The organism is Reyranella sp. (genome assembly GCF_044224635.1).
Classification (GTDB): domain Bacteria; phylum Pseudomonadota; class Alphaproteobacteria; order Reyranellales; family Reyranellaceae; genus Reyranella.
In genome coordinates this window covers 92,265-115,949 of sequence record NZ_JBGAKA010000018.1, presented here as the reverse complement: position 1 = coordinate 115,949, position 23,685 = coordinate 92,265, and the positions used below count along the sequence as shown (strand labels likewise).

At 67.2% G+C, this 23,685-nt stretch carries 18 protein-coding genes and 1 pseudogene; 7 read left to right on the top strand and 12 right to left on the bottom strand.

What is annotated here, in order from left to right; all coding sequences use genetic code 11:
• Positions 1 to 36 precede the first annotated feature (36 nt).
• The 6 genes and pseudogenes from ACILR9_RS17700 to ACILR9_RS17675 all read left to right on the top strand — a co-directional run bounded on the left by ACILR9_RS17700 (position 37) and on the right by ACILR9_RS17675 (position 9,430).
• Positions 37 to 2,706, top strand: a complete 2,670-nt coding sequence (locus ACILR9_RS17700) for a hypothetical protein (protein WP_395711267.1) — start codon at positions 37 to 39, stop codon at positions 2,704 to 2,706.
• 35 nt (positions 2,707 to 2,741) lie between these two features.
• Positions 2,742 to 3,722 carry an alpha/beta hydrolase gene (locus ACILR9_RS17695; protein ID WP_395711266.1) on the top strand — a complete coding sequence of 327 codons (981 nt, stop codon included), beginning with the start codon at positions 2,742 to 2,744 and terminating at the stop codon, positions 3,720 to 3,722.
• The gene (locus tag ACILR9_RS17690) at positions 3,719 to 4,267 is read left to right on the top strand and encodes an HD domain-containing protein (RefSeq protein ID WP_395711265.1); all 549 of its coding nucleotides are present in this window, start codon (positions 3,719 to 3,721) and stop codon (positions 4,265 to 4,267) included. The genes ACILR9_RS17695 and ACILR9_RS17690 overlap by 4 nt, the downstream gene beginning before the upstream one ends.
• An 82-nt stretch (positions 4,268 to 4,349) precedes the next feature.
• A complete protein-coding gene (locus tag ACILR9_RS17685) occupies positions 4,350 to 5,273 on the top strand; it encodes a serine/threonine dehydratase (RefSeq protein WP_395711264.1) in 924 nt (307 codons plus the stop codon).
• A gap of 70 nt (positions 5,274 to 5,343) precedes the next feature.
• Positions 5,344 to 5,854: pseudogene (locus ACILR9_RS17680) on the top strand (molybdopterin-dependent oxidoreductase); the annotation flags it as partial.
• Positions 5,855 to 5,950: 96 nt separating this feature from the next.
• Positions 5,951 to 9,430, top strand: coding sequence for a hypothetical protein (locus tag ACILR9_RS17675; protein WP_395711263.1), 3,480 nt, complete (start codon positions 5,951 to 5,953; stop codon positions 9,428 to 9,430).
• Here ACILR9_RS17675 and ACILR9_RS17670 read toward each other — a convergent pair.
• The 11 genes from ACILR9_RS17670 to ACILR9_RS17620 form a co-directional block, all read right to left on the bottom strand.
• Entirely contained in the window at positions 9,420 to 9,971 is a 552-nt protein-coding gene (locus tag ACILR9_RS17670) for a hypothetical protein (protein WP_395711262.1), read from the bottom strand. The two genes, ACILR9_RS17675 and ACILR9_RS17670, sit on opposite strands and share 11 nt — an antisense overlap.
• An 18-nt stretch (positions 9,972 to 9,989) precedes the next feature.
• Entirely contained in the window at positions 9,990 to 10,931 is a 942-nt protein-coding gene (locus ACILR9_RS17665) for an ABC transporter ATP-binding protein (RefSeq protein ID WP_395711261.1), read from the bottom strand.
• Positions 10,932 to 10,936: 5 nt separating this feature from the next.
• Positions 10,937 to 11,911 (bottom strand): ABC transporter ATP-binding protein, encoded by a 975-nt coding sequence (locus ACILR9_RS17660; RefSeq protein WP_395711260.1) that lies wholly within the window; start codon positions 11,909 to 11,911, stop codon positions 10,937 to 10,939.
• Positions 11,912 to 12,119: 208 nt separating this feature from the next.
• Positions 12,120 to 12,974 carry an ABC transporter permease gene (locus ACILR9_RS17655; RefSeq protein ID WP_395711259.1) on the bottom strand — a complete coding sequence of 285 codons (855 nt, stop codon included), beginning with the start codon at positions 12,972 to 12,974 and terminating at the stop codon, positions 12,120 to 12,122.
• Positions 12,974 to 13,978, bottom strand: coding sequence for an ABC transporter permease (locus ACILR9_RS17650; RefSeq protein WP_395711258.1), 1,005 nt, complete (start codon positions 13,976 to 13,978; stop codon positions 12,974 to 12,976). The genes ACILR9_RS17655 and ACILR9_RS17650 overlap by 1 nt, the downstream gene beginning before the upstream one ends.
• A 430-nt stretch (positions 13,979 to 14,408) precedes the next feature.
• Positions 14,409 to 16,010 carry an ABC transporter substrate-binding protein gene (locus tag ACILR9_RS17645; protein WP_395711257.1) on the bottom strand — a complete coding sequence of 534 codons (1,602 nt, stop codon included), beginning with the start codon at positions 16,008 to 16,010 and terminating at the stop codon, positions 14,409 to 14,411.
• Positions 16,011 to 16,211: 201 nt separating this feature from the next.
• A complete protein-coding gene (locus tag ACILR9_RS17640) occupies positions 16,212 to 16,640 on the bottom strand; it encodes a PaaI family thioesterase (RefSeq protein WP_395711256.1) in 429 nt (142 codons plus the stop codon).
• Positions 16,637 to 17,650 carry a zinc-binding dehydrogenase gene (locus tag ACILR9_RS17635; RefSeq protein WP_395711255.1) on the bottom strand — a complete coding sequence of 338 codons (1,014 nt, stop codon included), beginning with the start codon at positions 17,648 to 17,650 and terminating at the stop codon, positions 16,637 to 16,639. Before ACILR9_RS17635 ends, ACILR9_RS17640 begins: the two co-directional genes overlap by 4 nt.
• Positions 17,647 to 19,167: a class I adenylate-forming enzyme family protein gene (locus ACILR9_RS17630; protein WP_395711254.1), complete on the bottom strand. Its 1,521-nt coding sequence runs from the start codon at positions 19,165 to 19,167 to the stop codon at positions 17,647 to 17,649. The genes ACILR9_RS17635 and ACILR9_RS17630 overlap by 4 nt, the downstream gene beginning before the upstream one ends.
• Positions 19,161 to 20,252, bottom strand: coding sequence for a M14 family metallopeptidase (locus ACILR9_RS17625; protein ID WP_395711253.1), 1,092 nt, complete (start codon positions 20,250 to 20,252; stop codon positions 19,161 to 19,163). The genes ACILR9_RS17630 and ACILR9_RS17625 overlap by 7 nt, the downstream gene beginning before the upstream one ends.
• Before the next feature lie 83 nt (positions 20,253 to 20,335).
• Positions 20,336 to 21,178 (bottom strand): VOC family protein, encoded by an 843-nt coding sequence (locus ACILR9_RS17620; RefSeq protein ID WP_395711252.1) that lies wholly within the window; start codon positions 21,176 to 21,178, stop codon positions 20,336 to 20,338.
• Between the two features lie 250 nt (positions 21,179 to 21,428).
• Here ACILR9_RS17620 and ACILR9_RS17615 point away from each other — a divergent pair, with 250 nt between their 5' ends.
• Positions 21,429 to 22,142: a GntR family transcriptional regulator gene (locus ACILR9_RS17615; RefSeq protein WP_395711251.1), complete on the top strand. Its 714-nt coding sequence runs from the start codon at positions 21,429 to 21,431 to the stop codon at positions 22,140 to 22,142.
• Between the two features lie 112 nt (positions 22,143 to 22,254).
• Here the strand turns inward: ACILR9_RS17615 and ACILR9_RS17610 are convergent, their stop codons facing one another.
• Positions 22,255 to 23,619 carry an isopenicillin N synthase family dioxygenase gene (locus ACILR9_RS17610; RefSeq protein ID WP_395711250.1) on the bottom strand — a complete coding sequence of 455 codons (1,365 nt, stop codon included), beginning with the start codon at positions 23,617 to 23,619 and terminating at the stop codon, positions 22,255 to 22,257.
• Between the last annotated feature and the right edge of the window lie 66 nt (positions 23,620 to 23,685).

Here is a 23,685-nt window from a genome sequence, read left to right as displayed (position 1 = left end):
CTCGGCCGCAATGACGGCCCAACAACGGAGCCCCTCTTGACCGTTACGGTCGATCTCGACCATCGCCCGCCGCTCTCCTTTTACCTGTCGGTCGGCCTCGTCGCCGGCAGCATCATCGCGCTGCAGATCGGCATCATGCGCGTGTTCTCCGTCGGCAGCTGGGCCCATTTCGGCTCGCTGGTGGTGAGCCTCGCCATGTTCGGCTTCGGCCTGACCAGCGCCGTGATGTGCGTCGGCAAGGGCTGGTTCGAGCGCCATTGGGAGGGCGCCGTCAAAGGTGCGCTGCTGGCCTTCGGGCCGTTGATGGTGGTGTGCAACCTCGCCGCCCAGCAGGTGCCGTTCAACGCCATCTTCCTGGTGTCGGATCCGATGCAGAAGTGGCGGCTGTTCGCCAACTTCGTGCTCTACTTCCTGCCCTTCCTGGCCGGCGCGCTCTATCTCGGCGTGGTCTTCCTGAAGGCGCAGAAGACCTTCAACCGCGTCTACTTCGCCGACCTGGTCGGATCGGGCCTGTGCGGGCTGTCCGTGCTGCTCGCCATGTATCTCTTCCGGCCCGACGACCTCGTCATGGCGCCGCTGCTCCTGTGGCTGGCGGGCGGCATCCTGTGGTTCGTGGCGCTGGGCGACCGGCGCGGCATCCTGGCGATCGTCGTCGTCGCGGTGGTCTCCGCCGCCGTGCATTACGTAGCGCCGTCGGCGCTCGGCATCCCCAAGCTCGCGGTGTCGGACTACAAGGGCGTGTCCTACGCCCGCAAGTTCCCCGACAACCAGCGCACCTACGAGCGCGCCTCGCCGTTCGGCTACCTCGAGGTCTATTCGAGCTCGTACCTGCATTTCGCGCCCGGCCTGTCGGACAACGCCGCCTTCAACCTGCCGAAGATGCCGTCCAACGCCTATCTCGGCCTGTACATCGATTCGGAAGGCCCATCGGGCATCATCAAGGACCTGCCGGCCGACGAGACGGCCTATTTCCGGTTCCTGCCGATGTACTACCCGTACATCCTGAAGCAGAAGCCCGACACCTTCGTGGTCCAGTTCGGCGGCGGCATCTCGACGGCGGTGGCGCTGAAGTCGGGCTCCGAGCACGTCACGGTGGCCGAGGGCAATCCGGCGGTGCTGACGGCATTCCGCGAGGACAAGGGCCTGCGCGACTTCACCGGCGACGTCCTCAACAACCCCAAGGTCACCGTCATCGACTATGACGGCCGCCTCTACGTCGCTCACACCAAGAACCGCTACGACATCATCGACCTGTCGCTGGCCGACTCGGCCGGCCTGTCGAGCCCGGGCGGCTTCTCGATCGTCGAGAAGTACTCCTACACGCGCGAGGCGATGAGCGCCTACATGCGGGCGCTGAAGCCGGGCGGCATCCTGTCGGTCACCCTGTGGAACAAGGAAGAGCCGCCCAAGTCGGTGCTCAAGCTCTACGCCACCATGGTGGCGGCGGCCCGCGACGTCGCCGGCAGCGAGGGCCGGGCCGACATCGCCAAGGAGTTCTACGTCGCCTCCTCCTACCTCTCGACCGCGACCGTGCTCTACAAGCGCGGCGGCTTCACGGCCGAGGACATCGCCAAGCTCAACGCCCACACCAAGGCGATGTCGTTCGACGAGATCTATTATCCCGGCATCAAGGTCGATACGGCCGACCTGCCGCAGATCCTGCAGGACTACCACGATCAGTTCTTCTTCTCCGGCGCACCGCCCGATCCCACCGGGCCGTCGGAGAAGGAACCGAACGACAAGCCGCCGCCGGGCATGACTCCGACGACCTCGGACGGCAAGGAAGAGGCCAAGGACGCAGCGCCTCCCGTGCCGCGCGTGCCGGCCACCGTGCTGGGTCGCCTCGCCTGGCACTACCTGCTGAGCGACGGCTGGCAGAAGGTCGCCGACGAGTACGTCTTCGACACCCGCGTGCTGACCAACCACCAGCCCTACTTCGCCGCCTACATCAAGGTGAAGGACCTGCTGAAGTTCACCGACCGGCTGGAGCTGGTGCAGGACGAATGGGGCTACCTGCTGCTCTGGGCAACCCTGGGCATCGCCGCCGTCTTCGCCTTCACCCTGGTGCTCTTCCCGGTCGTCTTCGGCTGGCGCACGATCTTCAGTCGCTACCCGGGCAAGCTCGGCACGATGATCTATTTCCTCTGCCTGGGCCTCGGCTACATCATCGTCGAGGTGGGCATGATCTCCCACTTCATCCTGGCGCTCAGCAACGCCACCGTGTCGGCCTCGGTGCTGATCACCGGCATGCTGGTGTTCTCCGGCATCGGCAGCTTCTTCTCCGAGCGCTTCCTCGACCGCGCGCGCACGGTGATGCCGCGCATCTTCCTGGCGATCTTCGCCATCCTGGCGCTCTACGCCTTCACCATCGACTACGCGCTCGACTGGATCGGCACCTTGCCCTATGCGCTGCGCATCGTGCTCTGCCTGCTGCTGCTGTTGCCGCCGGCCTTGCTGATGGGCTTCCCCATGCCGACGGCCATGACCACGCTGGGCCGCCTCGGCAAGGACCACATGTTCCTGTGGGCGTGGGGCATCAACGGCTGCTTCTCGGTGATCGGCGCGGCGCTGGTGCCGATCGTGGCGACCAGCTTCGGCCTGCCCGCCGTGGTGCTGGTCGGCGCCGTCGCCTATCTGGTGGCGCTGCCGGCGTTCTTCTCCGTGTTGATGCCGCTCCAGGCGGAGCGGCGGCTCGCCGTCGCGTGAAGCGGCGGGCGCTTCTCCTTGGGGGGGCCTTGCTGATGCCGACGGCTGTCGCTGCGAAAACACCGAAGCAGCCGTCCAAGAAGTCGGCGGCGACGCCGGCCGCCGTCCCGACGGCGATGCAACCGCTGCTGCAGGCGCGCTCGCAGCTCGTCGGCTTCAACGCCTCGGCCTTTCCCTATCGCGGCTTCCTGCCCGGCACCACCAAGCCGTTCCTCGATGCGCGGGACGGCGGCAAGCGCGGCCACACCAGCCTGCGCGGCGACGTGTTCTGGGAGACGACGACCTATAGCGATCGTCGCTCGCTGCTCTACCTGCCGCCCGGCTTCGATGCGCAGAAGCCGGTGCTGATCGTGCTCTACCTGCACGGCCAGGGGGCGACCCTGGAGCGCGATGTCATGGTCCGCCAGGGCGTGCCGCGCCAGATCGCCGAGTCGCAGCGCAACATGGCCCTGGTGGCGCCGCAGCTCGCCGTCGATGCCGCCGATTCGAGCGCCGGCAATTTCTGGAAGCCGGGCCACTTCGCCGCCTATCTCGACGAATCGGCGGAGCGGCTGATGCGGCTGCACGGCGACCGCAATGCCGGCCGCCAGTTCAACGCCGCGCCCGTCGTGATCGTGGCCTACAGCGGCGGCTACCTGTCGGCCGCCTATGCGCTCGACCGCGGCGGCGCCGGGCACCGCATCAAGGGCGTGATCCTGATGGATGCGCTGTACGGCGAGGAGGAGAAGTTCGCGGCCTGGATCGCGGCGCGGCGGCGCCAGGCCTTCCTGCTCAGCGCCTTCACCGAATCCACCCGCGACGAGAACGCGACCTTGCAAGGCCTGCTGCAGAAGCGCCGCGTGCCGTTCGGCAGGACCCTGCCGGCCAGCCTGTCGCCCGGCACGGTCGCTTTCGTGAGCTGCGGCGGCCTCGACATGCATGGCGATTTCGTCACCAATGCGTGGCGTCCCGATCCCCTGCAGCACGCGCTCAGCAAGATTCCCGGTTACGCGAATCGTGGTAGACAAGGCGCATGAGCGATTCCCTGCGCCAGGAGCTTCTCGAGATCTTTGCCGGCCGCGCGACGCGCCGCTATGGCCTGAGCGAGATCAACCAGCTTCAGCACGCCCTGCAGTCGGCCGCGCTGGCCGAGGCCGACGGCGCGCCGCCGGCCACCGTGCTGGCCTCGCTGCTGCACGATGTCGGCCACATGATCCATCAGCTGGGCGAGGATCCGGCGGCGCGCGGCGTCGACGACGTCCACGAGGAGCTGGGCGCGCGCTGGCTGGCCGACCGCTTCGGCCCCGAGGTCAGCGAGCCGGTGCGCCTGCATGTCGCCGCCAAGCGCTACCTGTGCGCCGCCGAGCCGGATTATTTCGGCAAGCTGTCGCCCGATTCGGTGCGCAGCCTGGCGCTGCAAGGCGGGCCGATGTCGGCCGACGAGGCCGAGGATTTCCGCCGCCATCCGCAATTCACCGAAGCCGTGCGTTTGCGCCGCTACGATGAGGCGGCCAAGGATCCCCGGGCGCGCACACCCGACTTCGACCACTTCCTGCGCCACGTGCCGGCTTGCCGGAAGTAGCACTCGTCATCGTCTTCCGGACCGCGTATGTGGACGGCCCCTTGAGCGAGACGCTCGCGGTCCGGAAGAGCATGAGGATCTGATGATCGACCGCAGCACCGTCGAGGCGGCCTGGCGCCTCATCCAGCCGCATGTGCGGCGCACGCCGGTCATCGAGTTGCCGGCCGGCTCGTTCGGCGTCGCGGCGCCGCTTGCGCTCAAGCTCGAGGCCATGCAGGTCAGCGGCTCGTTCAAGGGCCGCGGCGCCTTCCACAAGCTGCTCGCCTCGGCGGTGCCGGCGGCCGGGATCGTCGCCGCTTCCGGCGGCAATCACGGTGCCGCCGCCGCCTATGCCGCGCGCGCCCTCGGCCATCGTGCGGAGATCTTCGTGCCGACGATCGCCTCGCCTGCCAAGGTCGCGCGCCTCAAGGCCTATGGCGCGATCGTGCACCAGATCGGTCCGGTCTATGCCGAGGCACGCGCCGCCTCGGAGAGACGGGCGGCCGAGACCGGCGCGCTGATCGTCTACGCCTACGACGACCCGGTCGTGTTCGCCGGCGCCGGCAGCGTGGCGCTGGAGTTCGCCGAGCAGGCCAAGTTCGACACGCTGCTGGTCGCGGTGGGCGGCGGCGGCCTGATTGCCGGCTGCGCTGCCGCGATCGGCGCGGACGTGAAGATCGTCGCCGTCGAGACCGAGGGCACGCCGACCCTGCACGAGGCGTTGCGCGCCGGGCAGCCGGTCGACGTGGCGATCTCGGGCATCGCCGCCGACGCCCTTGGCGCCAGCCGCATCGGCACGCCGAACTTCGAGATCGCGCGGAAGCTGGTGCGTGAGTCGGTGTTGGTGAGCGACGACGCCGTACGGACCGCGCAGCGTGCCCTGTGGGACGAGCTCAGGGTGATCGCCGAACCGGCCGGCGCCACCGGGCTCGCCGCGCTGATGGCCGGCGCCTACCGCCCGGCCGCCGGCGAACGTGTCGCCACATTGATCTGCGGCGCCAATACCGAGCTGGCGTCCATCGGCTGACGTCGCGTCGACTTGCGCCGCCACCCATTCGTGATAGGCAGGAATGGAGGGAGGGGCAGAGCATTCTGATATGGAAAAATGCCGTCATCCCGACCGGAGCCGCGCCCGGCGCGGCATAGCGGAAGGATCTTTCGTTGCCACGGTGTTGGCCAATCCGGTCCGGGCCCGGGGCGAGGTCCGGTTGCCCTTTGCCAGCGGGCTGCGCGATCGGCCGATCACCACGGCGTTTCCGCACAAGGGCGCGATGATCCTGCAACGGACCCGGTCGCCGCTGCTCGAGACGCCGTTCGAGGTGCTCGACCAGGGCGTGTTCACGCCAAACGACCGGCACCACGTGCGCTGGCACTGGGCGGTCATCCCGACCCGAGATCGATGTCGGCCGGTTCCGCCTCGCCGTGCATGGCCGTGTCGAGCGCCCGTTGTCGCTGACGCTCGACGAGCTGCTCGCCATGCCGCGCGTCGAGCTGGCGGCCGTCAACCAATGCTCGGGCAATTCGCGCGGCATGGCCGATCCCCGGGTGCCGGGCGCGCAATGGGCCAACGGAGCGATGGGTAATGCGCTATGGGCCGGGGGGCGGCTCGGCCACGCATGCATAGTTCGATCGAGAGCACGGCGTTGGTGGTAACCTGATGTTGCCTGAGCCGGCTCGCCAAGGCGTAGAGCGTAGAGGTGTGGCATGGCAAACGTTCAGCTCGACAAGTCCAGCTACCTGGATTTCACCGGCTATCGCATCACCGATCAGACGACCGTCGAAGCCGCCTACCAGCTCGGTGCCGGCACCGTCACGCCGGCAGTGCATGCCAAGATCAACGTCGCCATCGTGCTCGAGCGCAACCAGGATCCGACGAGCCTGCTCGCCGAGAATTGGGCGACCCGGCAGAAGGCCCTGGCCAGCCTCGAGGCCTCGGGCACGCTGTGGACGACCTACGGCGCCGACAAGGCTCTTTTCGACACCGTTCGCCATCAGCTGGAAACGACCTACGGCTTCACGATCCTCGACGGGACGAACAGCGCGACCAGCGGCGACTACGTCACCTCGGCGGAATCGCGAACCATCTGGATCGAGGTCGACACGGCGGCGCAGTTCAACGCGCTCTTCGGTACGACGCTGCAGCAGTACGCGGATCCGGGCCACCACGACAACGACTTCGTTTTCTGGAACGGCAATCTCTCCCTGCCGTCGGAGTGGCACGTCGAAGGCCTATGGATCGATACGGAAAATGCGCCACCGCCCTCCAACATGACGCCCGGCGCGTCGGTGACGCTGCCGCAGGGCCATCAGAGCCTGGGCAACGGCACAAGCACGATTCAGAACCTTTCATCCCAGACCATCTCGTCCCTCTACAACTTCCCGCTGCTCGGCCTCGACGTGAAAACCCAACCGATCGGCCTTGCGGAAGGCGGCATCGGCTCGGCCTTGCCGGCCTCCGAGACAAAATCCTTCCAGACACTCCTGACCGAGTTTCTCGCCAAGATCAGGCAGGCCGGAAGCGGCAAGGTCTTCGTCCAGGGCGAAAACGGCCAGTCGTACAACGACGACGCGCTCGAGCGTTCGCTCGATGTCGGCGTCGTGGCCTCTGCCAATCCCAACAGCGACATCACGCTCTACAACGGCTCCGGCTACAACGGGAATGCCGATTCGACCAACTTCACGGCGATGCAGAGTGCGATCTGGGAGAAGCAGCACCCGACCGCGGTGATCTCGAGCTCGTTCAGCGATGATCAGAGCATGAGCCCCGGCTCACCGTTCTACGAGGCCTATGCCCAGCTCTTCGTCGACGCGGCGCTGCATAACCAGAGCTATTTCGATGCACTGGGGGATGGCGGCTCGGGCAATCAGACAGGCAACGGCCTGACCAATCTCGAATACAACATCACCAGCCAGTACGGCGTGCTGGTCGGCGGCACGTCGATGTCGAACTTCACGTCGGCGAAGAGCGATCCGACCATCCTGTCGTCGATTGTCGCGCCGGCGCTGGCCGGCAACCCGGCGATCCTCTGGCAGCTGGTCGCCGGCGGTCTCGCCGTGCTGCCGACCAGCGGCACTGCGCTGCAGCGCTTCGTCGAAACCGTGTGGAACCAGTATTTCGTCACGGGCACGCAGATTTCGGGTGTGGGCGGCGGCTACCTCAGCAACAATACCGGATCGGGCGGCGTCGATCCGACACAGCCGACGCCAAGCTATCAGGTCGATTCTGGCCTCCACCCAGCTACGACCGATCCGACGGCCGCGTCCGGCCGCGGTGCACCCGATGTGTCGGCGAATGCCGGCGGCAACATGCAGTACATCGTGCCGTCACCCGACATGGCCGGGATCTACGACGATTTCGGCACCAGTGCGGCGTCGCCGCTGTGGGCGTCGCTCGCCGTGCAGCTCAACACCATCTTCCACGACCAGGGTCTGCCCGACCTGGGCTACATGAACGACCTGCTCTATCTCGCCTCGGCGATTGCGCCGGCGTCGTTCAACGACGTCACGATGGGCACCAACACCTCGTCCTTCACGCTGGGTGGCTCCTACACGTCCGACAACACGGCCATCACGCCGACCGGTTTCGGTTTCTCGGCTGGTCCGGGCTACGACCTCGTTACCGGCCTGGGCACGCCCAACGGGCTCCTGCTGGCGCGCACCCTGACTGCCGTCGCCCAGGCCCAGATGCATTCCAAGGCGACGGAGATCATGGACAAGGTCGGCACCTTTTCCGGCACCAGCGCGGTGGCGCAAACGCTTCTGGTCCAGAATGAGCTTGGCATCGGCGCCAGCGGGCTGGTCGTGCAGTTCGCCGGCTCGACGGTCGGCACCACCACAGCCGGCGCGACCTATGCGTGGACAGCCGCGCTGGCGCAGCAATCTCTGCAGGCCGATTTCGATCCCGCCCTGGTCACCCTGTTCGACGGCGCGGGCCAAGCCAACGTCACGACGGTCGGGGCCAGCGCCGGAAGCCTGCTCGGTCTTTCGGTTGGCGGTCTCGACTTGCCGCTCTATCAGCAGGCCCTGACCGGGGATTACGGCTTCGTCCAGTATGGCGGCCCAGGTGCCGTGTTCGACGTGGCGCGGCCGGTGGCGATCGCCGCAACGGTGGGCGGCCACGATGACCAGGACGTCATCGTCCGCATGCGCCAGAACGGCATCGACACGTTGCAGCTCGAGATCTATCGGGTCGACGATCTCAACGGCACGATTGGCGGCCTCACTCCGGGCCAGGCGGGCTATGCCGCCGCGGCGGCAGCGCGCGCCTATCACACCGAGACCGGCGCGACGGTCATCATCGCGCCGGGCTATGGCCAATTCGAGCAGGTCCAGATCAAGGACGTCGATCAGGGCGACATGCTCGCCATGCGTCTCATCGATGTCACCCATGGCCATACCTACTGGGCGTTCGCGGGCGCCAACGAAAGCTCGGACGGCAGCAGTGTCACGCACCTGTGGAGCTATGGTCTCAACACGTGGGGTTGGGAGGACGGCTTCGGCGGTGGCGATCACGACTTCAACGATCTGGTGGTGCAGCTCGATTTCACCAGCGCTGCCGACAGCGCCTACATTGCCGGCCGTGTCGGCGGCCCTGGCAACGACATCCTGGCCAACGGGGCGGGCGGCACCAGCATCGGCGGCAGTTTCACGGGCAACGGCGGCAGCGACCTGTTCATCCTGCGCGGCGACGTGAAGGACGAGGCGATCACCACGCTCTATCCCAAGGCCTCGCAGATCACCGACTTCGTCGTCGCCACCGACACAATCGGCCTCTCCCCGACCAGCGCCGCCTACGCCAATATCGGAGACCCGCTGGCGGCCTACACACCCGGCGCGCCAGTGCTGCAGACCATCGGCAACAGCGGCACACACATCGCCCTCGCGGCGGCGGAGGTCATAAAGCTCGCGACCGGAGTTGCCACCACGGGTCTCACCTTGCAGCAGGCCTTCGACAACGCCATCGGCAGCGCCAAGGTGACCGGCCTCGTCGCCGACAGGTCGTATTTCTTCATCTTGTACGACCAGACCAACACCGACCTGGCGATCGGCATTGTCCAGGATCGTCACGGTACGGACGGCACCATCGAGGCGGGCGACGCCGTCACGCTGGTCGGCATCGCGGACATGTCGGCGACCGACTATGCCACCCTGAAGAAGGAGAACCTCCTGCTGGTCAGCGCGTGACGCTGGTCACCACGGCGCGGTTGGCCTGGCCGGCGCCGTCGCTGTAGTCGTAGCGGATGGCGAACTTGTCGGCCGGCGAGATCCACCAGCGTGAGATCGAGCGTTGGCCCCGCTCGCCGCTTTCGTTCATCTCGATGACGAAGGTGTCGATCAGCGCCTCGCCCGGGCCAGTGCGCTTCTCGAAGCGCGCCACCGCCAGCACGTAGCTCCAGGTCTGGCCGCCGGCGCTGTAGCGCGCCTCGATCTTCTTGCCGACTTCCAGGGGCCACAGCCGCTCGGGCTTCAGCGCGGCCAGGAAGGCCGAGATGTCGGCGCCGTTCGCCGAGGGATTGTCGAACAGGAGGGCACGCAGCTTGAAGGGTGCGCCGCCGACCCTGTCCATCAGGCAGTCCATGCCGTCGCGCTCGCGCGCGATGACCTTGGTGCCGCTGTCGTAGATGAAGGTGGTGCCCGGGGCAGGGCAGGCAAAGTCCATGGTCTGGGCGGCAAGGCCGCCAGGGGCCAGGGCGGCGAGCAATGCCGCGACGAGGCGTAGTCTCATGAATCGATCATAGCCCAATCAAACGAAATGGCACGCCGTGAGGCCGCCGTCGGCGGTCGGGCGCAGCGCGGGCTTGTCGTGCCGGCAGCGTGCCTCGGCGATCGGGCAGCGCGACTGGAACGGGCAGCCGGGCGGCGGATCGAGGGGGCTCGGCAGTTCGCCCTGCAGGATGGTGCGCTGGCGCGCCCGCGCCGCCTTGGGGTCGGCAATCGGCGCGGCCGCCAGCAGCGCCTTGGTGTAGGGATGCTGCGGGTTGCGCCAGATCTGGTCGCGCCCGCCGATCTCGACGAGCGTGCCGAGATACATCACCGCGACGCGGTCGGCGATGTGCTCGACCACCGACAGATCATGGCTGATGAACAGGTAGGAGACGCCGAACTCGCTCTTCAGGTCCTCGAGCAGGTTGATCACCTGGGCGCGCACCGAGACGTCGAGCGCCGACACCGGCTCGTCGCAGATGATCAGCTTGGGGTTGAGGGCGAGCGCGCGGGCGATGCCGATGCGCTGGCGCTGGCCGCCCGAGAACTCGTGCGGATAACGCTGCTTGGCGTCGGCCGGCAGGCCGACCCAGCCCAGCAGCGTGTCGACGCGCGCCGCCGCGGCATCCTTCTTCCAGCCGGCGACCAGCAGCGGCTGGGCGACCGAGCGGCCGACCGGCGAGCGCGGATTGAGCGAGCCGTAGGGGTCCTGGAAGATCATCTGCACCTTGCGGCGCATCTCGGCCAGGCGTTCGCCGGTGAGCGGGGCCATATCGACGCCGTCGACCACGATGGCCCCGCCGGCGATCGGCACCAGCTTGACGATCGCCTTGCCGAGCGTGGACTTGCCGCAGCCCGACTCGCCCACCAGCCCCAGCGTCTCGCCGACGGCGAGCTCGAGGCTGACGCCGTTGACCGCGCGCACCAGGCCGCCCGCGGTGGCGAAGTGGACATGGACGTCGTCGAGCGCGAGCAGCGACACGGGGCTCAATCCTGCTCGACGGCGAAGCAGGCGACCAGGCGGTCCGCCGCCGGCCGGGTGAGCGCTGGCCGCTCGTGCCGGCAGCGTTCCATCACCCGGGGACAGCGCGGCGCGAAGGCGCAGCCCGGCGGCAGGGCGTTGAGCGGCGGCACCATGCCGGGGATGTCGGCCAGGCGGTCGGCGCGCGCCGCACCCGGCACCGGCGTCGCCCCGATCAGGCCGGCCGTGTAGGGATGCAAGGGCGTCTCGAACAGCGCATCGACCGGCGCCTCCTCGACCTTGCGGCCGGCATACATCACCACGACACGATCGGCCGTCTCCGCCACCACGCCGAGATCGTGGGTGATGAAGATCATCGCCATGCCGGCGTCGGCCTGCAGGCGCTTCAGCAGCGCCAGCACCTGGGCCTGCACGGTGACGTCGAGGGCCGTCGTCGGCTCGTCGGCAATCAGCACCGATGGGCTGCAGGCGATCGCCATGGCGATCATGACGCGCTGGCACATGCCGCCGGAGAGCTGGTGCGGATAGGCATCGAGCCGGCGCGCGGCATCGGGCATGCCGACCAGCTCCAGGAGCTCGTGGGCGCGGACGCGCGCCTGGCTGCGGCCGAGCTCGCCATGCGCCATCAGCACCTCGGCGATCTGCTTCTCGATCGTCGCCACCGGATTGAGCGAGCTCATCGGGTCCTGGAAGATCATGCCGATCTCCTTGCCCCGGATGGCCAGCATTGCCTCTTCGGTCAGGGCCACCAGATCGCGGCCGTTCAGCGCCACGGTCCCGCCGACGATGCGCGCCGGCGGGTCGGGCAGCAGGCGCATGATCGACAGCGCCGATAGCGACTTGCCACAACCCGATTCGCCCACCAGCGCCACCGTCTCGCCGGCAGCGACCGAGAGCGACAGGCCTTCGACCGCCTTCATCTCGCCGCGCCGCGTGAACAGGGTGGTGCTGAGGCCGGTGACTTCGAGAGGGCGGGTCATGGCGCCCTCGATTCCTCCCCAGCTTCGCTGGGGAGGTGTCGCCGCCTGTCCTGAGCGAAGCGAAGGATCTCGGCGACGGAGGGGTCATGAGCATCGTGACTGGGGCCCTTGACCCCTCCGTCCGCGATTACGCGGACACCTCCCCAGCGAAGCTGGGGAGGAGGAGAATGAGGGCGCCACGGAGTGGTGCGACACGCGTGACCGCCCATCACCGATCCCTGAGCTTGGGATTGAGGGCGTCGTTCAGCCCGTCGCCGATCAGGTTGAGGCAGAGCACCGTCACCATGATGGCGACTCCGGGGATGGCGCAGATGTACCACGAGCTGCGGATCAGCTGGCGGCCATCGCCGACCAGGCGGCCCCAGCTCGCCACGTTGGGATCGCCAAGGCCCAGGAAGGAGACCGCCGATTCGAACAGGATGGCGCCGGCCACCACCAGGGAGGACAGCACGATCACCGGTGGCAGGGCGTTGGGCAGGATCTCGCCCAGGATGATGCCGCCATTGCCCATGCCCATGGCGCGGCAGGCCTGCACGAACTCGCGATCGCGCAACGCCAGGAACTCGGCGCGGGTCATGCGCGCGATCGACGTCCAGCTCACGATGCCTATGGCGATCACGATGTTGGTGAGCGTCGAGCCCAGGATGACGACGATGGTGAGCACGAAGATCAGGTTGGGGATGGTCTGGAACAGCTCGGCTGCTCGCATCACGATCTCGTCGACCCAGCTGCCGAAATAGCCGGCGATGGCGCCGATGGTGACGCCGATCAGGGTGGCGACGGCCGAGGCGAACAGCCCGATCAGCAGGGTGGCGCGCGCGCCGTGCACGATCATCGCCAGGATGTCGCGGCCGAGTGAATCGGTGCCGAGCGGGAAGTCGGGATCCTCGCCCGGCCACAGCTCGGGCGCGCCGACGATGCGCAGCGGATCGGTGGGAAAGAGCACCGGCGCCAGCACCGCCATCAGCGCCACGAGGAAGATCAGCACCGCGCCGACCAGGGCACCGCGGTTGCGGGCAAACCGGGCCACGAACTCGAAGCGGGGGAAATCGAGGCGCATCATCAGCGGATCTCGATGCGCGGGTCGAGCCACATATAGACCAGGTCGACGGCGATGTTGGCGCCGATCACCACCAGCGAGCCCAGCACCATGATGCCGAGCACGACCGGATAGTTGCGCGAGCTCACGCTGTCGAACAGCAGCGAGCCGATGCCGGGCCAGCTGAACACGCTCTCGATCACCACGCTCCCGGCCAGCACCGTGCCCATCTGCACGCCGAGGATGGTGACCACGGGCAGGAGCGCGTTGCGCAGCACGTGACTCACCGTCACCCTGTTGCGGCTGAGCCCCTTGGCGCGTGCGGTACGCACGAAATCGAGCTGCGCCACCTCGAGCATCGAGGAGCGCATGACGCGGGCGTAGATCGCGGCATAGAACAGGCCGAGCGCCAGGGTCGGCAGGATCAGATGGTGCAGGATGTCGAGCACGCCGGCGATGCCGCCGCCCGCGCCGCCGATCGTCGCCATGCCGCCGACCGGCAGCCAGCCGAGCTTCACCGCGAACAGCACGATCAGCATGATACCGAGCCAGAAGCTCGGAGCGGCAAAGAAGAACATGGCGGCGACCGAGACCAGCGTGTCCCACACCGTGCGCACCTTGACCGAGGCGACGACGCCCGCGGCCACGCCGACGGCGAGCGCCAGAGCGATGCTCGACGTCATGAGCAGCAGGGTCGCCGGCAGGTGCACCGAGATCGCCTGGATCACCGGCATGTTCTGGCGATATGAGAAGCCGAAATCGAATTGCAGCAGCGCCCAGATGTATTTCACCAGCTGCAGCCACACCGGATCGTCGAGCCCGTAGGTCTTGCGCAGGAGCTCGACCGTCGCCGGGTCGCTGACCTGGTTCTCCGCCGTCATCAGGTCGAGGAAGCTGCCGGGCGCCAGCTGGATCAGGCAGAAATTGATCACGACAACGCCCAGCATCAGCGGCACCGCCTGGATCAGCCGCCGCCGCAGGAGTCGCAGCGCCGCCCGCTGGCGCGAGCTGGCGGCGGCTACGGCCACGGCGAAACTCTTGTCTCCCCCGTCTTACGGCGGAGGTGGCCCGAAGGGCCGGAGGGGGAAAGCCTCAGACGATACTGGCATGATTCCGACGTCGGAATCGGAAGCATCAGGACTGAGGCCTTCCCCTTCCGCCCTATAGGCGTTGAATTTGGTTGAAGGCCCAACAAAGTCCTCATCCTGAGGAGGCCGCCCCTCGAGTTCCCTCGGCATAAACTCCGCGGGCGTCTCGAAGGAGGGGCCGCACAGAGTCTCTGAAATAGTGTGTCGCAGCACCCGCTCTGTTGCAGACCCTTCGAGACGCGACCCTTCGGGCCGCTCCTCAGGGTGAGATCCTTTTGCAAACTAATGCCAATGCCCCTCCGCTTCCGTTCGGGGGCACCTCCTCCGTATGACGGAGGAGGTACATTGGGAGCGGATGAGGAAGATGCCCTCACGCCAGCCATATGTCGTACCAGCTTGCCGCCAGGTAGTTCGGGTCGTTGGAATGGTTCTGCACCTTGGTGCTGGCGACGGTGATCGATTCGAGCTCGACCAGGGGCAGGTTGGGGCATTCCAGTGTGGTGATCTTCTGGAACTCGATGACCAGTTCCTTGCGCTTGGTCGGATCGGTCTCGACCTTGATCTTCTCGACCAGGGCGTCGACCTCGGGCGTGTTGAAGCCCGAGGCGTTGCGGAACGGCACGCCCTTCTTGATGCCGTCGGAGGTGTAGTACTGCGTCGTCGACGGCACCGGCTCGGACGGGTTGGCCTGGTTGGAGATCGCCAGGTCGAAATCGTAGTCGGTGTAGATGCGCTTGATCGAGGTCGGCCGGTCGGGGACGGTGAGGTTGATGCCGACGCCGACATCCTCCAGCCCCTGCTTGACGATGGCGCCGATCTTGCCGTTCTCGGCAAACCAGCCGGCCGCCAGCAGGTTCAGGGTGAAGCGCTTGCCGTCCTTCTGCTTCGGGTAGCCCGCCGCATCGAGCAGGGCGGCCGCCTTCTTGGGATCGAAGGCGGTCTTGAAGGTGTCAGCGGTGAAGAATTCCTTGTTGGGCGAGAAGATCGGGCTCGTGCCCGGCCGCGCGTAGCCGTAGTAGACTGTCTTGGCGATCAGGTTGCGGTCGACGGCGAAGAACATCGCCTGCCGCACCTCGCGCTTGGCGAAGATCGGGTTGCGCATATTGACCTCGAAGGAGGTCGACCACACGGCTTCCTCGTAGCCCTTGGGCGTGGCGACGAACTTGCCCGTCCCGGTCAGCCGTTTGATGTCGGGCGGCGCCACCGGATTGAACACGCCGATATGGATGTCGCCCGCCTCCATGGCGGCGGCACGGCCGGCCGGATCGCGTACGTAACGGATGATCAGCCGGTCCATGTAGGGCATGTCCCTCCGCCAGTAGGCGTCGTTGCGGACATACTCGAAGTGGCTGCCGCGCACCCACTCCTTGAACTTCCACGGCCCGGTGGCGACCGGCGCATTGTTCGCGGGGTTGGTGACCGGATCGGAGCCGGCATAGACGTGCTTGGGCACGATGTAGTTGACGTTGCCGCACAGCAGCGACGAGAAGAAGAATTCCGGCACCGGCTTGTTGAACTTGATGACGACCGTGTCGCTGTCCGGCGCCTCGACGCCGGCAAAGTCGGTCATCGCCGAGGCGGCGGCATACTTCTTCCAGATCTCGTCGATCGAGTAGACGACGTCATCGACGGTCATTTCCTTGCCGTCGTGGAACTTCACGCCCTTGCGGATCTTGACGGCATAGGACTTGAAGTCGGCGGCCGGCTTCCACGCTTCGGCCAGCTCGCCGACGAAGGCACCGTCCATCTTGCGATTGCCCAGCCGCTCGAACAGCTTGGACGACGAGAAGGTCGGGCTCGAGCCGCCGCCCGCCGGCACGTAACAGGCCTGCGGCTCGCCGCCGCCCCAGGTCGCAACCAAGGTGCCGCCGCGCTTGGGCGTTCCCTGGGCGAGCGAGACACCGCTCTTGCCGATGATGCCGGCGGCAAGCGCGCCGGCGCCGAATGAACGACGTGAAAATCCCTTGGTCATAAGCCCCTCCGTCCCCGATCACACCCCGAAGCAAAGTTTATACCGCCCTCAGATCCCTCCCCAGCTCTGCTGGGGAGGTGTCGCCGTCTTTCGGCGACGAAGGGGTCATGAGTCATGGCCCCGCTGCCTCTTGTGACTCATGACCCCTCCGCCCCGTATGACGGGGCACCTCCCCAGCGAAGCTGGGGAGGCGTTGAAGAGCTAATTCACCAGCGTCGAGTACGCCGCCCGCCCCACCGCCAGCAGTGCCTTCTGGTCGTTGAACACGTCGACGTCGACGACGCCCACGCTCTTGCCGGCCCGCCGCACCTTGGCCGTGATGACGAGTCCGGTCTTGATGGCGGGTCGGAGGTAATCGACGCGGAAGTTGATCGTCGGCAGACCGCGGCGCAGCGTCATGATCAGCGCGTAGTCGCCGACCGTGTCGATGATCGCGGCAAGCGGGCCGCCGTGCCACTGGCCGGTGCCGGCGCCGCGCTCGAACTCTGGCCGCATGGCACAGGTCATGGTGAGCTGGTCGTTGGCCGGATCGGCCTCCGTCACCGTGAGCCCCAGGAAGGCGATGAACGGCGAATGATCGAGCATCGCCTGCAGCTCCGCCTTGGTGAGGGGCACGAGCCTGCCGCTCATGGCGCCACCACGATCTTGCCGAACACCTCGCGATCCTCGATCACGCGCAGCGCTTCGCGGGCATCCTCGAGCTTGTAGACCTTGTCGACCAGGACCTTGAGCTTGCCTTCCTGGACCATCTTCAGGAGCGTCTCGACGTCGGACCGCCCCCAGCCATTCGAGCCCAGCACCTTCAATTCGAAGGTCCAGATGAAGCGGATGTCCTCCTTGGGATCGAAGCCCGCGGTGGCGCCGCAGGTCAGCAGCCGGCCGCCGACCTTCAGCACCTTGAGCGATTTCACCCAGGTCTCGCCGCCGGTGTAGTTCACCACCACGTCGACGCCGCGGTCGGTGCCGCCGCCGCGCCGCGTCGGCTTGCCGTAGAGCTTGTAGACCTCGTCCTGGAAGTCGTGCGTGACGTAGTTGATCGTCTTGTCGGCGCCGAGCTGGGCCAGGCGCTGGGCCTTGGCGTCGGTGCCGGCGCAGGCGATCACCTCGGCGCCGGCGATCTTGGCGATCTGCAGGCAGCACACGCCGACGCCGCCCGAGGCCCCGAGGATCACCACCTTCTCGCCCTTCGCGACATGGCCGTTGGTCGTCATCATGCGCAGCGCGGTGCCGTAGGCGCAGGGCAGGGCCGCCGCATCGGTGTAGCTCACGCCGTCGGGAATGCGGATCAGCTGATGGGCCCGCGTCCGGCAGAGCTCGGCCAAGCCGCCATGGATGGTCTCGCCCATCAGCCCGCCCTCGACGCGGTTGATCGGGTCGACGACGACGCGATCGCCCTTCTTCCATCCCGTCACGGCGGGACCCACCTCGGCGATCTCGCCCGCCACGTCGAGGCCCATGATGGCCGGCATCGGCACCTTGATGCCCGGCATGCCGCGGCGCGTGAAAACGTCGTGGTAGTTGAGCGACGCGGCCTTGACCGCCACGATCACGTCGCCCTCGCCGGGCTTGGGATCGGGGAAGCTCGATTCGAAATTCAGACGGTCCGGCCCGCCATGCTCGCGGACGACTGCGGCTCTCATCCCTGGATCTCCCCTTCGGTTGGTATCTGTCGCGCCAGCACGCGCTTGTCGATCTTGTTGGTGCCGGCAAGCGGCATCTCGGCGATGAACAGCACGCGGCGCGGATGCTGATAGGCTGGCGCATGGGTCAGCGCATAGCTCTTGACCGCCTGCTCGTCGAGCTCGGCGCCGGGCGCCTTGACCACGAACGCGATCGGCTTGTGGCCCTTGAGCTCGTCCGGCACCGGCAGCACCGCCGCCTGATGGATGGCGGGATGGCGCTCGAGCATCTTCTCGACTTCCCCGGGATAGATGTTCTCGCCGCCGCACACGAACATGTCGTCGGCGCGGCCGACGAAATAGAAGAAACCGTTGTCGTCGCGCCGGAACACGTCGCCGGTGCGGTAGTAGCCGTCCGGTGTCATCGCCTTGGCGGTGGCCTCCGGCAGATTGTGATAGTGCGTCATCAGGGCGCCGCACTTCATCTCGAGCACGCCGCCCTCGCCATCCGTCCCGATGATCTCCCTGCCATCGCGCATCAGCCTGAGCTCGACATCGGGATGCGGATAGCCGGTCGACAGCTCGGGTTGGGGAATGCCCTTGGGATGCAGGCCGAACACCACGGGGCCTGCTTCCGTCGTGCCGTAGCCGTTGCTGATCTGCGCCTTGGGGAAGGTCTCGCGCACCTGGTCGATCAGCGACTGGGTGATCGGCGCCGAGCCCATGCGCACCGCTTCGACGGCCGACAGGTCGTTGTTCGCCAGCAGGTCGGGCTCGCGCAGGATCATGGCGATCATGGTCGGCACCGAGGTCAGGAACGCCACGCGATGGCGCGCGGCGGCCTCGACATAGGCCTTGGTGGTGAATTGCGGCAGCAACACGATGGTGTCGCCATGGCTCAGGGTCGTCTGGCTCATGGCCAGCCCGTTCATGTGATAGAGCGGTGCGGCGATCAGGGAACGTTGGCCGATCGGCACCGGCCGGCGCACCCGCTGGCTGATCGCCCACAGGTGCGAATAGTGGGACAGCACCACGCCCTTGGGTCGGCCGGTCGAACCCGATGTGTAGAGGAACATCGCCGGTTCCTCTGGCCTCATGGCGAGCGGCGTGAACGGGCCTTCGTCGAGCAGGGCAGCAAAGTCGCGATCGAACGAGATCCTGGGCACGCCGTCCGGCGCCAGGGTAAGGCGCGTGTCGTCGCCGATCACCAGCTTGGCGTCGCAATCGCCCACGATGTAGCCCACCGTCTCGGCCGGCAGCTTGTAGTTCACCGGCACGGAGACCAGCCCGGCCTGCATGGTGCCGAGGAAGGTCAGCAGGAACTCGGCGCGATTGGCCGACAGGATGGCGACCCGATCGCCGCGGCCGAGCCCGCGCTTCAGCAGGCCGCGCGCGATCGCACCGCTCAGCCGCAGCATGTCTCCGTAGGTGTAGCGCCGCTCGGTGCCGTTGCCGCCGTCGTCGATCAGCGCCAGGCTGTCGGCGGGCACGTCACGCGAGATCGCGTCGCCCTGATTGTCGTACTTGATGGTCACCATGAGGCAAGTCCCGCGATCGCTCGGTCGGTAAGGTCCAGGCCGCTGGCCAGCGTACCGGCACGCCACTGGCCGTCGAAGGGGCAGAAGGCGTCCATCATGTCAGCCTGCAAAGCCGCGCGCAGATCCGGATCGAGGCCGTTCTGGCGGCGCAGCCACTGGTCCAGCCGCAGCACGCGGCGCATGTTGACGCCGCGCGTGCCGAACTCGATCACCGCGCCGCACATCTCGCGGTTGCCGAGGAAGCGCTGCACGCCGTGGAACACCAGGCCGGTATAGTTCGGCCGCTCCATGCCGTGCGGCCGGACGCCGACGACGTTGTCCTTGCCCCACCAGTCGCAGGCGCGCGCGAACAGCGGACTGCCGGCATCGTTGAAGCAGAGGAAGAACGGCTTGCCGTAGTCGCCGATCCCGGTGTGCCAGTCGATGAAGGCCACCTTCTCGGCGTCGCCGAGCGTCTCCTGCACGATCGCCTCGAGCGTGCGGCTCGACCATTCGCGTTCGTGGCCGCCATACATCAGCCCGTCCGGATGAGCGTATTGGCCGCGCGCCAGGGTGTCGAACAGGGCATCGCGGCCGTTCTGCTCGGTGAAGGCGGCCAGGGCGGCATCGACGCGGGCGTTCTCGTCAGCGGTCCATTGGCGCATCAGAAGCGCCTCGTGCAGCGTCTCATAGTGCGGGTTGGCGGGCAGCGGCGCTGCTGACCGGTCGACGAAATTCCGGTTGAGATCGACGTTGTTCTCGGTGGTGCGCGTGAGATGGGCAAAGCCGTAGGGATTGAGCCCGTGCACCAGCACGACGCCGAGGTCGGCCGGCAGTCTCGCCGGCCCGCCCGAATTCATCCAGCCGACCTGGACCGCCGAGCCGCTGAATCCTTCCTGGCCGTGCGTGCCGCTGACGATCAGCGCCTGGCGGGCCGCCCGGCGATCGCCGAAGCGTGCGACGTCGACGGCGAGCGGCGCCCCGTCCGGCGCCGTCCTGTCGGGATGCACGAAGGAGCGGACGTCGCCGCCGCAGCCGGCCGACGCGGCCAGGAACTTGGCGCGCGCCGCGGCATAGCTCACGGCAAAGCAGTCGTAATACTCCATGGATTCCCGCCGCTCCCAACAACCCGTCTTGGCGATCCGACCCTTCTCGATGATCCGCCCTTGCTCGATGATACGAGAGGCGCCTACTCGACGAACTCCAGCACGGCATTCAGCGCCTGCTTGGCCGGCACGACCAGCCGCCCGGCGCCCGGGCGCACGTCGGCGATCTTGCCGGTGTGCAGGGTGTGCGCCGCCTTGTTGAGCGACGCCGTCCGGAAAGTGAGGCCGGCCATGTAGGCCGGGCGACCCTCCGGATCCGGCGCGGCATCGCCGAACTGGTCGCGCAGCTCGGCCTCGGTCACGATGTCGAAGCGCGAATTGCCGATGACGACGGACTTGCCGCCCTTGATGTTGCGCACCGAGTCGGCGCCGAACATGTCGATGTAGAGCTTGGCGCCGGCGGCCGGGTCCGGCTCGACGATCAGGGCGCGCGCCACGGCGACGGTGCCGTTGGCGTGATGGCGCCATTCGTCGCGCCACACCAGATCGCGGGTGAAATGATGGCAGTAGTAGACGCGGCCGTAGGGCACGACCCCGGCCTTCATGCGCACGGTGCGGAAGCGCGCGTCGCGCTTCTCGGGGCCGATATCGACCGGGCGGGTGAACTCGACGGGCGGCTCGATCGGCACGCCGGCCTTGACGAGCGAGTCGTAGGTGATGGCGGAGTCCTCGGAACCGAACACCAGCCCATTCAGCCCGAACGGGAAGGTGAGAAGATCGAGCCGTCCTGATGTCGCGCCCTTCGGCACCGCGATCAGCTCGAGATAGTCGGTACCGAACATCGCCAGATGGTTGATCGAGCCCAGCGAATGGTAGCCGCGCGGCGTCAGGGTGAATCCCAGCCGCTGGTAGATGTCGGCGGCGCGATCCATGTCGTCGCGCGCATTGATCACCACGTGATCGAGCGTCGGCACTGGCAATGTCATCGAAGTCCCCTCTTGCCTCCCAGCATGTCCCATCCTCGCACGCCGGGCACGTCAGGATTTTTCATAGTTGCGGCCATCGGGCTCATGGGCGGAAACGATTTCCAAACTTCGGGCGCTTTGGAGAACAACCATCCGCGAGCCGGCGTGGCGATCGGCGACACGAAAGCATCGTGACATGTCACGAGTCAATGGCGGGTGCCGGGCCGGTTTCGCTCTTGCCATTGCAATGGCGAGGCCGCAATCATCTGACATGTCACTGGATCGCGCGAGCCCGCTGGTGCGAATGGCCCGGCCGCCCGGTGCGCGGCGGCGCAAACCCGCCGCGCCGCGTTCGCTCGGCGAGGAGATTTACGGCCGAATCCGCCGCGATATCGTGGGCTGCGTCTACGTGCCGGGCGAATCGTGCAGCGAAAGCCAGCTGGCCGAGGCCTATGGTGTCGGCAAGGCGCCGGTGCGCTGGGCCCTGGCCGCGCTGTCGCGCGAGGGCCTGGTGATCGCCCGGCCGCGTCAGGGCTACACCGTGGCGTCTGTCACGCTGGAGTCGGTCAACGAGGTGTTCGGGCTCCGGCTCATCGTCGAGCCGGCGGCGGCGCGGCTGGCGGCCGGCCGCGCCGATATCCCGCTCCTCGAGGAGCTGCACGACCGGGTGACGCGCGGCCTCAGGATCGGCGACCGCCGCAGCGAACGGCGCTGGATCGAGGCCAACAACGATTTCCATATCGAGATCACGCGCGCGGCGGGCAACGATCGCCTGACCCGCATCGTGGCCTCCCTGCTCGAGGAAAGTCAGCGCACCATGCACCTGCTGACCTTCGTGTTCGACCGCGTGAAGTCGATGGGCCCCGACCATCGCGTCTTGATCGACTCCCTGGCGCTGGGTGACGGTGCTGCCGCCGAACGGGTCGCCCGCGACCACCTCGAGAACTCGCGCCGCCTGGTGATGGACGCGCTGCTGGCGCGGTGATCTTTCTCCTTCTCCCCAGCTCCGCTGGGGAGACCCCCAGCACGCCGGCGCGCACCACGATGCTGAGAAAATCGGGGCGGTGCCCGCCCCGATTTTCATAGGAGGTGGACGATCAGTACCCCGAAACCTTGTCCGGCTCGCCCTTGGACGGCCAGACGCGGCTGTAGAGGAACAGCATGGCCTCGCCCGACAGCATCTGGTCGAAGGTCGGCGGATGCTGTGTATCGACGCAGGTCGGCAGCGGACGGATCACGGTGTCGTAGTCGGGATTGGCGAACACGCCCACCGAATAGCGCTCGCGGCCATAGTGATTGACGACGCGATGCAGGGTCGAGGCGAAGCGGTTGTTGGTCCACATGCGCATGCTGTCGCCGATATTGACGACGAAGCTGTTCTCGACCGGCGGCACGATCAGCCATTGGCCCGACTTGCTCTTGATCTCGAGCCCGCCGACATCGTCCTGCTGCAGCATGGTGAAGCCGCCGCCATCCTGGTGGGCGCGGCTGTCGCCGCCTTCGAGCGCCGCCTGCGTGTCCTGCGGCAGGTAGTGCAGCAGCCGCACCTGGATCAGCGGCTTCCTGTAGAACTGGGCAAAGTAGTCCGGCGGCAGTTTCAGCCCGCGCGCGAAGACGGACGCCAGCAAGGCAGCGAAGCCGGTCATCGTCGTGTGATAGTCGAGCACCGTCTCGCGAAAGCCTGGCAAGTTCTCCGGCCACAGATTCTGGCCGTGCAGCGGCTTGCCAGCGAGCACATCAGGGTCGTCCGGCGGCAGCTCGAGCGAGGCCTGGAAGGCCTCGTTGAGATGCGGCTTGCGTGCCTTCATGCGCGCCGGATCGAGATGCGGCTGGAAGCCCTCGATTGCCTTGCCGCGAAAATCAGGCTGCTGGCCGGGCTCGTCCATCGGCAGGTAGCCGCGGAACAGGTTTGAGTTGCCCATGTAGGCGTGCATCTTCGCGGCGAGCGGCAAGGCGAAGAAGCGCCTGGACGCCTCGAAGATCGCGCGAATCTTCTCGGGCGGCACTGGATGGTTGACGATGGTGAGGAAGCCGATGTCGCGGCAGGCGTCGTGGACCTCGCGAGCGACGCGCTCGATTGCCTCCTCGTTCTTGCCGCTTACCGGCGCGAAATCGATCACCGGCAGCTCGTTGGCATTGGCCCAACGGCCCGGACGGGGTGCGGGCATCGGCAGCGGATTGGCGGTCTGGAGGTCGGTCTGCATGGTCCTGTCCTCAGTCAGGTCGACGGCGTGTCGATCGGGTCGCGGCATGGCATGACATACCCAGCGTACCACGCCGCGCCGCCGGTCGTACCCGAGCGATTTCCGTGCCACGGCCAGGGCCGCGCCGCTGTCGCCGTTGAGCTCGACCAGGCAGCCCGTTGTCGCCGCCGCGTTCGGCGAGCTCGTGGCATTCGGCCGCCCCACTGGCGACGGCAAGCACCGAAACGTCGTCGGCGCCCGGCTGCAGGACCCGCTCATGCGCCTGTTCCTGCAGCTCCGCCCGCCCAATCTCGGCTCGATCCATGCTCACTGGATCGGCTGGGC